Source organism: Robertmurraya korlensis (genome assembly GCF_023715225.1).
Classification (GTDB): Bacteria; Bacillota; Bacilli; order Bacillales; family Cytobacillaceae; genus Robertmurraya_A.
Genome location: NZ_JAMBNS010000009.1, coordinates 243138 through 258087, shown reverse-complemented (window position 1 = coordinate 258087; position 14950 = coordinate 243138). Strand labels below are relative to the sequence as shown.

Annotated in this window: 13 protein-coding genes and 1 riboswitch; of the genes, 1 reads left to right on the top strand and 12 read right to left on the bottom strand. The window is 36.5% G+C overall.

The window, feature by feature from the left end:
* Positions 1-142 precede the first annotated feature (142 nt).
* From ytvI to M3175_RS17235, 9 genes are all read right to left on the bottom strand, one after another.
* Positions 143-1174, bottom strand: a complete 1032-nt coding sequence (gene ytvI, locus M3175_RS17275; RefSeq protein WP_251521556.1) for a sporulation integral membrane protein YtvI — start codon at positions 1172-1174, stop codon at positions 143-145.
* 141 nt (positions 1175-1315) lie between these two features.
* Positions 1316-2038: a spore coat transglutaminase TGL gene (tgl, locus tag M3175_RS17270; protein WP_251521554.1), complete on the bottom strand. Its 723-nt coding sequence runs from the start codon at positions 2036-2038 to the stop codon at positions 1316-1318.
* 97 nt (positions 2039-2135) lie between these two features.
* Positions 2136-3278, bottom strand: a complete 1143-nt coding sequence (locus M3175_RS17265; protein WP_251521552.1) for an alcohol dehydrogenase catalytic domain-containing protein — start codon at positions 3276-3278, stop codon at positions 2136-2138.
* A 14-nt stretch (positions 3279-3292) separates the two neighbouring features.
* Entirely contained in the window at positions 3293-5149 is a 1857-nt protein-coding gene (locus M3175_RS17260; RefSeq protein WP_251521549.1) for an electron transport protein, read from the bottom strand.
* A gap of 79 nt (positions 5150-5228) precedes the next feature.
* Positions 5229-6509 (bottom strand): homoserine dehydrogenase, encoded by a 1281-nt coding sequence (locus M3175_RS17255; RefSeq protein WP_251521547.1) that lies wholly within the window; start codon positions 6507-6509, stop codon positions 5229-5231.
* Between the two features lie 67 nt (positions 6510-6576).
* A riboswitch (SAM riboswitch) is annotated at positions 6577-6692 on the bottom strand.
* A gap of 73 nt (positions 6693-6765) precedes the next feature.
* Positions 6766-7494 carry an exonuclease domain-containing protein gene (locus M3175_RS17250; RefSeq protein WP_251521545.1) on the bottom strand — a complete coding sequence of 243 codons (729 nt, stop codon included), beginning with the start codon at positions 7492-7494 and terminating at the stop codon, positions 6766-6768.
* Positions 7484-8455, bottom strand: a complete 972-nt coding sequence (locus M3175_RS17245; protein WP_251521543.1) for a DUF294 nucleotidyltransferase-like domain-containing protein — start codon at positions 8453-8455, stop codon at positions 7484-7486. Before M3175_RS17245 ends, M3175_RS17250 begins: the two co-directional genes overlap by 11 nt.
* Positions 8456-8515: 60 nt before the next feature.
* Positions 8516-9781, bottom strand: coding sequence for an ammonium transporter (locus tag M3175_RS17240; protein WP_251521541.1), 1266 nt, complete (start codon positions 9779-9781; stop codon positions 8516-8518).
* Between the two features lie 228 nt (positions 9782-10009).
* Complete coding sequence (locus M3175_RS17235) at positions 10010-10579, bottom strand: DUF1836 domain-containing protein (RefSeq protein ID WP_251521538.1); 570 nt, start codon at positions 10577-10579, stop codon at positions 10010-10012.
* A 141-nt stretch (positions 10580-10720) separates the two neighbouring features.
* Here M3175_RS17235 and trhA point away from each other — a divergent pair, with 141 nt between their 5' ends.
* Positions 10721-11368 (top strand): PAQR family membrane homeostasis protein TrhA, encoded by a 648-nt coding sequence (trhA, locus tag M3175_RS17230; RefSeq protein ID WP_251521535.1) that lies wholly within the window; start codon positions 10721-10723, stop codon positions 11366-11368.
* 49 nt (positions 11369-11417) lie between these two features.
* Here trhA and M3175_RS17225 read toward each other — a convergent pair whose 3' ends face one another.
* The 3 genes from M3175_RS17225 to M3175_RS17215 form a co-directional block, all read right to left on the bottom strand.
* Positions 11418-12278, bottom strand: a complete 861-nt coding sequence (locus M3175_RS17225; protein WP_251521532.1) for a manganese catalase — start codon at positions 12276-12278, stop codon at positions 11418-11420.
* 1101 nt (positions 12279-13379) lie between these two features.
* Entirely contained in the window at positions 13380-13892 is a 513-nt protein-coding gene (locus tag M3175_RS17220) for a hypothetical protein (RefSeq protein ID WP_251521529.1), read from the bottom strand.
* Positions 13893-13934: 42 nt separating this feature from the next.
* Positions 13935-14807: a hypothetical protein gene (locus M3175_RS17215; RefSeq protein WP_251521526.1), complete on the bottom strand. Its 873-nt coding sequence runs from the start codon at positions 14805-14807 to the stop codon at positions 13935-13937.
* Between the last annotated feature and the right edge of the window lie 143 nt (positions 14808-14950).

The following is a 14950-nucleotide window of genomic DNA, read 5'->3' as shown; positions in this document are numbered from 1 at the left end:
CTTGGCCATGATAAATCCCCCGTTTTCGTATGAATTCATTATAAACGGGATTTTTTCTTAAGACATAAAAAACCCCGAATAAGGGGCACCTTTTTTAATAGTGTCCGTTATTCGGGGTATAGTTCATGATGGCTTTTCCTTTTTATATTTTATAGTTTACTTTAATAACATTTGCCTTCTTTAATGTATCGTAAACAATAACGATAGCTGGGCCTAAAAATAACCCAAGAAAACCAATGAGCTTAAAGCCTATATACAGACTGACTAAGGATGCTAGTGGTGAAATCCCTAGACTGCTCGAATATACCTTTGGTTCAATAATCCTTCTAATTACCGTGATTAATCCGAATAAAATAATTAAGCCTACACCTAGCAACTGATTTTCCTGTAATATTGCCACAATTCCCCAAGGGACTAGTACAGAGCCTGTACCTAAAATAGGTAAGATATCAACTATGACAATTAATAATGATAAAAGAGTTTTGTTTGAAACACCTAAAATCCATAATCCTGTGAATGCCATCACAAAGGTAATTACACTTAAAAATAGCTGAGCCTTTATAAATCCAACCCCAGCCCATGTAAGCTGATTTATGACAAGGGATGCTTTCTTTAAACTACCCTCTGTTAGATGTCTTTTTATATTTTCTTTTAATCTAGGTAGCTCAAGAGAAAACAGAAATAAAGCAACCAAGTATACTAAAAATTCAATTAAAAAACCAGGAATGGCTGTTAATAAAGATATGATGGTTTCAAACATAGTTTGTAAGAAAGCGTCTAAGGAAGCGATACTTGTCTCTATTGTGTTTTCCATCGATTTTAACACTTCTCCTGGAAGTGTTTGAAGATATCTTTCTAAGCTACCCATTATTGGTAGAATTGTACTCCGATAAAAATCCTTTACAAAAGTTGGAGTACTTTCTGACAAACGAAGAGTTTGTTGAATGATTAAAGTAAAAAAGTGATAACCAATGATAACTAAACCTAATATGTACGTTAAGAATGATGCTAATACAGCATGCACTCGTGCAATTTTAAGTTTATTTATGTAAAATTCAACTAGTCCTTCTAATAATATCGCTGTAACTAAAGCAAAAACTAATGGCAAACTATACGGCAGTAAGAAAAAGCCTACACTGCACAAGATAATAATGATAAGAAGCTTTTTTAACATGAATTTGTCTCCTACTTTCCTTCCATAGTATTAGTATACAGCGATTTTCATATGGAAAAAAGAGTTAACATGAAATAAATATAAATGGACAATGACCCCTTCTAATAAATGAATCAATTGTCCTTTTACAACTCCTTATATTTACTTAGAAAACTGTGATAAATACTTATAATCTAAACGACTATGTTGATGGATTAAGTGTGCAGTTCTCGTAGCACCTGTTTTTCTCAATGTATTAAGGGCTTTAATCATTTCTTCCGCGGTACCAATTCCAATTCCATGTCCAAAATATTGATCTTCACCTAGAAATACAACATTTTCTCCTATCCAAACCGGATTATTATAATCTGGATTGTAAAAATACATCACATCCCCAGGAATAAAATCCGAGCCCACTTTTGTGATAATTCCAAGGTCCTCATCATAGCTCCAATCCCAAACGAGTAGATGATTAAAAAGATGATTAAAAGCTCTCTCGTCAATGGATTGAAGAACAGCATAATAAAATAATACAACAATGGCTGTCGAGCATTCAAAACCATACTCTGCCCCATTATGAAAAATATCTTTTATCGCATCAGAAGGTAGCACATTTGGCTTAAGCAAATACCCTCTTGAAGTTTTTAACCAATAAACAGAGTGGAACTTTGATGTTTGAAATACGGAAAACTCTACTTCACTCTCGTTCAATGCAATGGCACTATTTATCATATTCTCTCGTAACATCAACTCAAACAAAAGCTCTCTACTATGCACATATCTATGCACTTCACTACTGTTCTTTAAGAAGTGAAAAATTTCTGCTTGTTTGCTGGATAATTGAAAAGGGGGTGTCTCTACATTCATTCCCGCAATGACAATCATAAATCTTTAACCTCCTTTCTCCATTACTATATGCTATGCTTCAATGGGAAAAGAGGCATCCATATGACAGAAAAAAGGGGGCATGTGCCCCCTTTTCTTATGGTTTTAATATAATTTTCAAGCAATCTTCCTTCTTTTTATTAAATAATTTATACGCATTTTCACCATTAGCTAATGGTATGTGATGAGAGATAATATCATTAACCTTTATTTTCTCTTTACTTACTAGCTCATAAAGGAATTGCGTTCTACGTATTGCCGGGGCAAAGCCCATTTTTAGTGTAATATTTCTTGCAAAAAAATCACCCAATGGAAATCCATTATACCTGAGGCCATACACCCCAACGAGTTGAACAACTCCTCCTTTTCTAACAACTTGGCTTGCCATCTTAATAGCTGTAAGGCCACCCCCTTGCAGAAAAAGTGCTGTTTCAGCGAGTTCAACCGGTGTCATTTTACCGCTTGCTCCAACACAATCAATAACAACATCCGCTCCCCCTTTGGTTATCTCTATCAAAAGGTCAGTTAGCTCAAGTTTTTCCTCAAGATTGAATACCTCTACCCCATTGGTTTTCCTAGCATGCTCTAATCGATAAGGAATTCGGTCAATAGCAATCACTCGATTTGCTCCCATTAGCCAAGCCATTTTCTGTGTTAACAATCCAATCGGACCACTTCCGATTACTATAACCGTATCACCAGGCTTTACATCTGCATTTACTACTCCCCAGTAGGCAGTTGGAAGTGCATCAGCTAGGAGAACTAAGGTATCATCTGGTAACTCATTGTCCTCTGGGACTCTAAATCGAGTGAAATTTGCAAATGGCACTCTTAACCATTCAGCTTGACTTCCAGAATAATCTCCGTAAAGTCGCGAACAACCAAACATGGCACCAGCTTCAGGCTTTCCCTCTTTATTTGCAAGATCACACTGACTTTCTAGACCATTTTCACAGTAAAAACAATGACCACAAGCAATATTAAAAGGGATTACCACCTTATCACCCTTTTTTATTCCTGTTACTTCTTTTCCAATCTCCTCAACGATACCAACCGCTTCATGCCCAATAATATAATCTTTTTCAAGGCTTGGAATCATTCCATGGTATAGATGCAAATCTGATCCACAAATCGATGATGCAGTAACTCGCACAATGATGTCATCAGGAAGCTGAATGACTGGATCAGGTACATTTTTCACTTCAACATGTAAAAACCCTTGATAAGTAACAGCCTTCAACTTATCCCCCCTTTCTAATCAGTAAGAGTCAGTAAATAGTGGATAAGTGCATCCTGTTCAGATTCAGAGAATCCTGTCGTTTGATCTACCCAAAAGGAATGTCCTTTACCAGTTACATTCGCTGTGAATAAACTCTTGTTCTTAGCATTGCTTTCAATCACTATATCTCTTAACCTTGAGTCAACCATCGCTTTTAGACTATGGTACGGGTCAGGAAGCTTCCCTTGTAAAATAGTTTCTGTCACCCCTACCTCTCCATTTGGACCAACAGCTACTCCACCATCGTGTAAATAAGGAGCACTTCTTGAGAGGTTATAAAGACTTATGGTTTTGTAGACTCCCTTTGTATTCGTAAACCCCCATGCTAGTTGAAGCAACTGCTCTTGTTCAGGTGTTGTTTTTATTACATTTATTTCTGGTTTTTCAGGCAGTGGTACAGGCGTTCCCTCTTCATATACTTTTGGTTCATCATGATAGCTTTTTAATGGTGAAAACCCCTTTGCACGTGAGGCATTCGTTTTTAGTTCCTCCACAGAAATTAATTTATTGCTCGTTGCAAATGCCCCTGCATGGCAAGAAATACATCCTGCTTTTGTAAATACTCTTTCTCCCTTCTCTGCTTTTTCACTATCCCTTTGGATTCCACTTGGTACCGGAGAAAGAGAATTCATGTATGCACTCATCGCGTTTAATTGTTCATATACCTTATACCCAGCCGAGCTCGATAGGATCCCTACAGATGTCATATAGGAGATTTTTGGATAGGTGGGAGATTTAATCAATCTGTTCACACCAGGTACTCCCGGGGTTGGGTCCACTTTCGCAAAAAAGGCAGATGGCTTTTTCGAAGACTTTCCATCATAACGATACTTTGGATTCGCTGCATTTTGTAAAACGGTTCCCAAATATACTTCCTTATCTATTTTCATCGTATACTTACTAATCTCAGAGGCTGAAACCGCATCCATATTTTGTGAATGAGCATTATTAATGGCTGCTGAAATCCCATTAAACGGACCAATTTGACCTTGTCCACTCCAACCAAATGGACGATCACCATTCGTCATCGCGTCAGGAACTTGAACAGGATTATTATGTAAATCAATGGTCGTGTCATTACTCCCTGCTGGCCATTTAATAATCTCTGCATCCACAAATTTTTCAAACTTATCTATATCAGGTAAAGCATCTTTTGTTCCTTCCGATGTTTCTATTTGTAGAGAACTTTGACTAATATACTCTTTAATATCCTTTAGTTCTGTATGAGTAAAATAGGAGGCTGTGTTTGTACCCATTGCAAGAGCAAGACCAATTTGCAAGTCCGTATTCGGGACTCCCTCCAGTATTTTCCCTTTTTCATCAACCGTTGCATGACAAGCAGCACAGCTAACACCTGCTTTTAATCTCCCTTCGTCAAACACTACCTTAAATCCAATGGGTGTTTTAGCCCCTTTAGCTACATCAAGACCGGTATCAATTAAGTCACCTTTTTTAATGCTGAAATCACCAGCTGAAAAATCTTTATAGGCTTCTACCCTTAAATTATTCGTGCCTTCCCCATTTAACTTCAAGATTGCCTTTCCAATGTTTCCTAACGTTAAAGCCCCGTTAAACATTCCTAAAATATCTGTGAAAAATACTTCATTCCCAAAGGTTTCTTCGTAAAATAATTTTCTCCCTAACTCAATTTGTTCCGTTGTCCCCATCTCCACTTCACTCGACACAGAAGCTATTTTCAATTTTTTTTCTGGTTCCCTTATATCTCCTGCTTCCGGTACAAACGCGTAATCAATCGAAACCTTTGGCAATGCATAGATTGCGACACCGAAGAAAAGCATAATTACAGCAAATAAAAATAAAAATTTTCTCATTCTGCACCTCCATAGCAAGCATATTATTTGCCCTCTGGAGACTTACGATACAAAAAAAAGACGCATTTGCGCGTCTTCTCTAGAAAATATTAACCAGATTAAAATGATCTCTTTTTAGACCGATAGGTGATACTGGATAGCGTTTATATAAGACAGGCAGTTTAATACATTCCAACTCTCCATCGTATAAGAAGCTTCCGTATATCCTCCCATCAAGCTCCTTAACCACTTCTTGAAGGATATTTACACTCTTTGAGTTTTCATTTAAAATCGCTTTTAAGCTAAGCCATTCCTCCTTATCTTGCAGAGGAAATACCGCTAATTGAATACTTTCGTTTGCCTCTTTTTTATTTTGAGTTTGAGTTTGATAGCTATATCGATGAACTTGTTGCAAGGGTTGTTTTTGTTGTTCAATTTGTACTAAATCTTCAATCATAGCACTTGCAGTAGCCTTTGAACCAGCTCCTGGACCTTGGAGCATAAGAGTACCAACCAAATCTGTTTTAATAACTATGCCATTGTCTACCCCTTCCACATTGTAAAGTGGATGTTCAGAGCTTACAAATGTTGGCTTTACGGTTGCCTGGATTCCCTCATCTCCTCTTTTCAAAGAGGCCAGTAGCTTTAGCCTTAATCCATGCCCCTCACCTAAGGCCAGATCTTCTAATGCAACGTCTTCAATCCCAACTCTTTCAACCTTTTCCCAATCAGGCTGCTCATGGTAGATTAAACTACTTAAAATCATTTGCTTGTAGAATGCATCCCTGCCAGAAATATCACTTTCTGGGTTAGCCTCTGCGTAACCGAGTTGTTGCGCCTCTTGAAGGCATTCTCCAAAACTCAATTTCTCATTTCTCATTTTCGATAAGATGTAATTGCTCGTTCCATTCAAAATACCCTCTAAAACTAAAATTCCATTCACTTGAAGGAGCTGAATAATCGTTCTAAGTAAAGGAATCCCTCCCGCAACAGCGGCTTCAAACGTTAAAAACTTACCTTTATTTAAAGCATATTCAGAAAGTTCCTCACCACGATTAGCTAATAATTCCTTGTTTGCACTTATCACATGACAGCCACGATCTAAAAATAACTGTGTATAGGAATAGGCAGGTTCGATACCAACAATCGCTTCAAATACATAATCAATTTTTGGGAGAGCTAGGATTTCCTCTATCTTTGTAGTGACAATAATATTCTCGGGAAGCTGTCGATCCTTTTCTGTCTTCACTAAAATACCCACTATTTCAACCTTCTTACCAATTACCTTTTCCAGCTTCTCCTGATGTGTATGAAGGATGGAATCATACACACCTGAACCAACCGTACCAAAACCTAAAAGAACCACTTTCACCGTTTCCATCATGTTTTCCTCCTCTGATAAAATAAAAAACCCTCTTCTAAAGAAGAGGGTGTATTGTTATCATCTCTTCTTATCTGTCAAAGCACAATTGCTTTGCAGGAATTGGCACCGTGTTTTCTCTAAAAAAAGAAAATCGGTTGCCGGGTATCATCGGGCCAGCCCCTCCACCACTCTGGATAAGAAATCCAATATTCAGTTCATTTATGGATAATAATAGCACAAACTTTTTTTAAAAGTAAAGAAGAATTATAGAATCTTATAGTTTCGCCATAAGATTATAGATATCTTGAAGAGTCTCATATCCCTTTTGCTGAACCTCATCAATAAAGATACACCACAGAATAGCTGTTAGTTTAGCGTCTCCTAAAGCATGATGTCTATCCACTACTTCTATCCCATAGCGCTCACAAATATCCTCAAGCTTATTTTGGGTTAATTCCGGGTCGGCAACCCTTGATAGGAAAGACGTATCAATAATGCGATGTTTTTGAGGGGCCTTGAATTGTTTCCAGTTCGCTGCTTGCAAAAAGTTTTTTTCATGATTTGAATGATGTGCAACAAGTGGCGTTCCTCTAGCAAAGTGATAAAAATCCAGCAAAACATTTGATAACGGCGGCGCAATCTTCAGCTCCTCTTCAGAAATTCCCGTTAACTCCTTCACCTGGAATGGAAGTTCTTTTTCATATTGAACTAAAGAATAAAAGGACTCTGCTTCTTTTACATACGCACCTTTTGTCTTTATAGCACCAATAGACAATATTTCATCGCCTTTTTCAGGAAAGAAACCCGTTGTTTCAAGGTCAAATACCGTCACCTCTAATTCAGACAACGGTATCTGCAAGGCATTTTCTGAATTCAATTCTTTTTGAATTTGACGCAGAAAAGCAACATGCTGACCGTTTTGTGCCTGTAAGCCACTATATACATTTGTCCCCAGTTTTCCCTGGATTCCCCTCACAAAATGAATAAATGGTTCAAACGCCATGATTTCCACCCTTTTCAATCATTCTTTGAACGTATTGCTGCAGCTTCTTTCCATCCTTCAGTATCTTTTTAATTAGTTTTTGATTGTCTTTAGTTAGTTTTTTAACATACAAATAGTGGGAATCATCATATGAAGCAGTAGAAGAAAGATGATCTAATCGAAACTGAAGAAGTTGCGAAAAATTCTCCTGATAATGAGTTAATTCCTCATACTTTTCTAATTTGTTTAGTTCTTTTAATCTACTTATTGTACTAGTCTCGATTATTGCTTCTTTCCAGGCCAATAGCCGAACTGCATTCACGTATGGTATAAAAGCAGAATACTTCAAATCAATAGCTCCAGCATGTATTCCCTTCTCCTCAACAATGATTTGTCCTAGAGGACCAATTGTCTTTTTTACATGTTTTACATTTTCTAATAATCGGCTCAAAAATTGAGGATGGGAATGATTGTATTCGTGAATCAGGTTTTTTAAATGGTAAAGGAGTTCATTGTCACCTACAAGTTTTCTAGCATCATAGAAAATCTGCAAATTACGAATCGAAACCCAACTGCCCTCTTCCATCCAACTCACCACTTGGCTATTCCAACTCGACGCTGCTTGACACCAAAGTGGATTTGAACTCATTACTTTACCTTCGCAAAATGGGTAACCAACTATTTGTAACCCAATCGATAATTCCTTTCCTAATTCACTAAAATAATAACCTGCCTCTGAACTATCTTCTTGAAATATAATCCCATGATCTTGATCACTTATTAATCCTTGTTCAAATCGCCCCCCGCTACCTGTAATAAACCATACAAAAGCACAAGGAGCTTCAGAAGTCATTCGGGCACTCGCAGTCTCAAATACCTTTACCATAATCTCGTCGTGGAACTTATTTAGAGATTCTGAATTTGATATATACTCTGCAATATGAGTCTCTCTCCATAATTTTATTGATTCATATGAACTCAAATCTTACACGCCCTTTAAGTAGATAAGGAAAGCCCCATAAAATGAGGCTCTCCTTATCAATTATGAAGAAACTTTTTGATTTTCACTAGTTAAAAATACTTCTGGATATCCGTAGCTACCATGTTCACTTACATCTAGACCCATGATTTCTTCCTCTTCAGTTACACGAAGGCCACCGATTACTTTCTTCACAATCGCAAGAATGGCGAATGATATTACAAACGCGTATAGCCCAGATACACCAACTCCCAACGCTTGAACTCCAAGTTGATCTAAGCCACCGCCATAGAATAAACCAGGCTTACCAACTGTCGCTAATTCCGGTGTTGCAAAGAAGCCCGTTGACAGAGTTCCCCATACCCCTGCTGCGCCGTGAACAGATAATGCGAAAATCGGATCATCAATTTTGCGTTTTTCAAAGAATCTTGCGCTATAGAACACTAGAATTCCAGCTACGAATCCAATAACAACCGCTGCCCATGTATCAACAAATGCACATGATGCTGTTATAGCAACTAAACCTGCGAGTGCACCATTTAAAATAGTTGGAATATCTGATTTCCCTAATACAACCCAAGAAATAATTAGTGCTGCCACAGCACCTGCACCTGCAGCTAAGTTTGTATTAAGTGCTACAAATCCAAAGAATCCAGCATCAACTGAAACGGTACTACCAGCATTGAATCCAAACCAACCTACCCAAAGAATAAGAACACCTAATGCTGTGAATACTTGATTATGTCCATAAATATTGTTTGCAGAGCCATCTTTATTATATTTCCCAATACGAGGCTTTAATAGAATAGTAGCTGCTAATGCTGCCATAGCTCCCGTTAAGTGAACAACTGTTGAGCCAGCAAAATCTTGCTTTCCATGTTCTGCTAACCAGCCACCGCCCCAGATCCAGTGAGCAACTACTGGATAAACCAATGCTGAGAATAATACTGTAAAGATTACATATACGGATAACTTTGCACGTTCAGCAAAACCACCAAGAGCAATTGTTATGGCAATTCCTGCAAATGCTAATTGGAATAAGAAAAATACTGAAGAATTAAGTGCTAAATCTAATTCAGCCCCACCATAGAAAAAGTTTGAAGCACCAACAAAGAAATTAGCATTGTCACCAAAAATAAATCCAAAACCAACTGCCCAGAATACTAATGAAGCTAGACCAAATGTAAAAATGGTTTTACCAGCAATATGACCAGCGTTCTTCATTCGAGTGGAACCTGCTTCTAGCATGATAAATCCACCAATCATGAAGATAACTAACACTGCTGATACCATTACCCATAGACTATTCATTAAGTAGTTTACATCCATTTTTCTTTTCCCCCTTAATTTCAGTTCTGTAACTTTACTTAACATTATAATGTCATAAAATATAACATCAGTTCGATTAAGTTTATTTTAAACGATATCTATAAAGAGTCAATATTATTTACAAACATTCCGAAAATACCATGTTAGATAATCTAACAAACCCTATATGTAAGCCTTTTCTTTGTGTTTTAACGACAAAAAACACCATCTTCCACAAGGAAAACGGTGTTATTTCGTACTTATTTCATCTACGAGTTTTTCAGCTACTCTGCGATAATGATTGCTAATATTAATCAATGAGGCGATAAGGAGAACATTTTTTAAATAAAGATTATTTTCTTCAGTAGTATCTTCCACTTCTTCAATCACATCTTGCCAATGTGACTTTACCTCTTCGTTAAAAGATGTAACATTCTTCATAGCCAAATTTAGGTAAGATGTATAGAATTTCTCTAAATCCAGATTACCTGATTGGATACCGTCATTCAAACCAACTAAGGTTGTCTTAATATCATTAATAGACAAGCCACCCTTAAGCTGGAATATGAGACTAATAAGTATAAGGTGTTCCTTTGAATACTTCTTATTTTTTATCGGGATAAACAATTTATCCTTAGCGTAATTGTTTATCATAGTTTTTGTTAATAATTTCTCCTCTTTATTTCTTTTCGTATCATTAAATTTCTGTTCAAACAACTGAATAACTTGATCCATGTATAAATCAATCGCTGGAATATCGTCCATTGTAATTTGTTGTTGCAATCCTAGCTCATCAATAAGTTCTTCAAGATGTTTCATAATTTTCTCCTTTTTCTTCTATATACCCTTCAATTTTACTTCACAATTCATGATTAGTAAATGTTGACTAGTTGTTGTAATACGTATACTATAATAAGTAGTTATAAAAACTACATATAAAAAAGGAGAGGAGAGAACCACATGCTTTCTTATATTAGAGAACCTATTAATGGTCTTACCCATTTGGCAGGAGCCATCCTTTCATTTATCGCCCTTTTAGCGTTAGTGATTAAAGCCTCTATAACCACGAGCTCAGCTTTGGCCATTACTTCTGTTATCATATTTGGGATAAGTATGATATTACTTTATTCAGCATCAGCCACATACCACATGGTTGTTGCTAAAGATTCGGTTATTGCTTTTTTGCGCAGGCTTGATCACTCGATGATTTTTATTCTTATTGCAGGAACGTATACTCCTTTTTGCTTAATCAGTCTGAATGGTTTAACAGGTTGGTTACTGTTTTCTATTATTGTATTTGCTGCTCTTTGTGGAGTGTTATTTAAAATGATTTGGTTTAATTGTCCACGTTGGTTATCAACAGTTATTTATATTGTGATGGGTTGGATGGTAATCTTTGTCGCTTCTCCTCTAGCAGATATTTTGAGCAGTTCTGGTTTATTTCTGCTTGTTTTAGGAGGAATCTTTTATACAATTGGTGGTATTATTTATGGAGCGAAACCCAAATTTCTTCAATCACGTTTTATGGGATTCCACGAGATTTTTCATATTTTCATCATGCTCGGATCGACCGCTCACTTCCTATGCGTGTATATGTACGTACTATAAATATCCATTCATAAAAGCCATTATCCATACAAGGATAATGGCTTTATTTTTACATCATATTTGGAGGGATTTTCCCCACTGTATCTTTAAGTACAGCAGGAGGTGTATCATGAATATAAGGTGGTGCAGGGTTTAATTTTGGCTTTTTGGCAAGAGGCACTGGGTTCTCTACATACTGGAATACACCCTCACCATCCATACTTGGACCACTAGCCCATCGACCACTGGCACTCTCATTTCCTGCTGATAAGTTAAACAAGACATGCGAAACTTCTCGTTTTTCTAAATTACGAGGGAAAGTACTCGGTACAACAATATTTTCTTTAGCTTCTAGTTCCTTTATAGCTGCAATCCACTGATTTTGATGCATCGTATCACGAGCGATTAACCAAGAAAGCATATCCTTAACGCCTCGATCATTGGTCATTTCATACAGTCTTACTACCTGTAATCTCCCCTGTGATTCGGCATTTAAATTAGCTCTAAAGTCAGCTAACAAATTACCGCTAGCAATAATATAATCTGCTGTCCATCTATTCCCTACGCTATCAGCTGGCATTGCTCCCAGTCCAGAAACAATCGCGTGTTGTGGGTTCATTCCTCCTAAAATCGCACCAATTACCGGATCTTTAGCAGCCTCCTCTAAATCCCCAACCGGAGCTCCATCTAACAGTCTAGCAATCATAGTGGCTAACATTTCGATATGAGCTAATTCTTCCGCACCCGTATCCATTAATAAATCCTTATATTTTCCATTCCCACGTACATTCCATCCTTGGAATAAATATTGTAAAGCAACTGATATTTCACCAAATTGTCCACCTAACACTTCTTGCAGATTTCTTGCAAACAGTGGGTCCGGTCTTTCAGGCTTCGCTTGGTATTGAAGTTCTTTAACATGATAAAACATTGAGTCACCCTCCAACTTATTATGGCTGTCTATGAATTTTTATTTAAAGCCGTAATGTTATAGTATGGGAGCACTGGGTATTAGGTGACAGTCTATGGAAATACTAGTAAAAAAATACACAGACAATTCATAAAAAAAGAAAAGCTCGAAAACCTTAAAAACAAGGTTTCGAGCTTTTCTATTCGTATGACCTGTGAGGGACTTGAACCCCCGACCCCCACCCTGTCAAGGTCTACTACTATATTATCTACCGTTACCTCTTGTTACCGATAATGTCCATAAACCCTTATATACCAAGGATTTATGGGCATTTTTATTAAAATAAATTATCTATAGTATTTTATAGTTATTTTAAGTTTGATGCCAAAATGATGCCACAGATACTTATTATTTCTTCGAGTAAGATATTAACTATACACTTATCTAACTAGTAATCCCCCAAAGTTGGGCAAGTTTAAAAATAAACAAGTGAAATCTCTGCCCTTTATTTATTAAGTGGGGGTGCTCACTCTATTAGATAGTAAACTTCGAGCAAAAGAAAACCAAAAGGTTATCACCTTACCATCCTTCCGGTTTCTCATCCATTTTTATTTCCTAAACTAGTGACCTAAGAAATAACATTTTTCCTCATCGTTATCAAGATGGGTTATGTGCATTGCTCTACGCTATGACTTCGGCGTTAACTTTCATCAGTTATCATTAATTCATCACCTTAGATAGCGACCCGCCATAAACATTGCATTCATTATAACTCGCTTTCCTTCTCCTCTAAAAGAGCAGATAACAAGTCTGTAGGTCCATCTCTGTCTTTTAAAGTCCCACTTACACCTAAATTCTAAAATAGCTCAACAATCACGTTTCGGTTGAAACACGAACATAACCAAAAACCTCTTTCTCACTTACAATATTTTGTTTTTTGTAAAAGAGAATAAGACCTATATTTTCATTGTAAACCCTTTGTAAAACATTTTATTAAAAATCAAATTAAGCTCATATGTACAAACAAATAAATTCATTCTTTCATTCATTCTATACTATCCAATGCACATTTCTTTATCATGGGAAAGATAAAAAAGCAAGAACCTTTTTAAGTCCTCACTTTCAATAAAAACCTATTACATATGATGACCCTTTCAAGTCCATAGCTTCCTTAACCTTGCTATTCAAAAGGTCGTCATTGATATTTAGTGTTTCAATAATTTTCAGCATGTTATTAGGTCTTGCAAGTCTTCTAACATAATCCTCCTTGTTTGAACCTTTATTATGGTCATAAAAAGCAGAGAGGCTATAACTTTCAACTCCTGTTTTCGTTGCCAAAGACCAGACTTCTTTTTTATTTCTAGCATTTTCAAAATAGGAAAGCCAATCCTCCATATAATGCTTTTCAAAATGAGTTGATATTTCCTCAACTAATATTTTCAGGTTCGCTTCCCTTTCAGCTTTAGCTTTTATCTCTTTTTCTACGGCAATCCTTGCCCTTTCATTACATTCGGAGCAGTTTATTATTTTGTAATCCCTTGTCCTGTTCCAATCATCCATTTCACCTACTTCGGTATATGTGCCTTTTCCACATTTACAAGGGTAATCTCTGCGGTACATTTCTTCCCAACTCATTTTACCGTCCCCTTGTTAGTTTCAACTTTTTAACATTTCTCATTAGAAAATCAAATTATCCTTTTCGGCTGCAACTGCACAAGCTGAAATATATTTCACATAAGCTAATAGCTTATCAACGAAGTAAATCGATTCATCATAACTGATCTCGCTAATTGTAAAATTGCCATGCCTTATATCTTTGTATTTGTCATGAAACATGTTCCAAAGTATAATGCCATCTTTAACAATGAAACTCTGTCCCCACTTTTCTTTATCCGCACGCATTATTTCATCTGCATGATCAATATCATTAGCGTTAGTTAAATGCTTCATTAATGCCTCCATTGCGGATAAACAATCTCTAATAGCGTCTTTTCTTGCTCTCAATTCATTCGCTCTGGTTAGTTGCACCTTTGCTTGTCTAATATGCTCTGCTGTTTGCTTACATAGATCCGCCGTACTTAAAATAACCTCTTCAAAATCGACCGACATAATAACAGTTGGATTTATACATCTCCATGGCTTCTCCGTATCTTCGGTCAACCGATAACCAAAATCATGTTCTTCAAAAACATCATTGAGGTCTTTTACTGGGTTAAGGAAAAACTTTTTCAAGTCTAATATACAGTCCATAAATTTATGGAACTTGAGTTCCTGGAAATCAATCATTTGTTCTTCAAAGTCCCTTATAATAAAATCCCAACCCCAATGTTTTGTTTTATCATTGTTGGTATGTCCTGACACAACATTGGCCATATTTTGAAACGTTCCATCTAAACTTAATCCCTTACGAGCTTGTACACTTTCTATTAAAAGTTTAGGCATCTTATAAGACAACTCTTTCAACAAATTGTAAGTAACTTTATTCATTAAAAAATCATCATTTGAGTACATTTGATAATCTGGAAATAAATCTTTAAATTTTACGCTCATACTTTTCCCCTTAATATTTATTTAGCGAATCTACCAGTTAAACTATCTTTTCTTGCAAAACGTATCCAAACGTTCTCCTACCGTCTTTATCAATAAATAGGCTATCTTGTTTTAAACCCTTCGATAATGCCTTAATTTGGTCA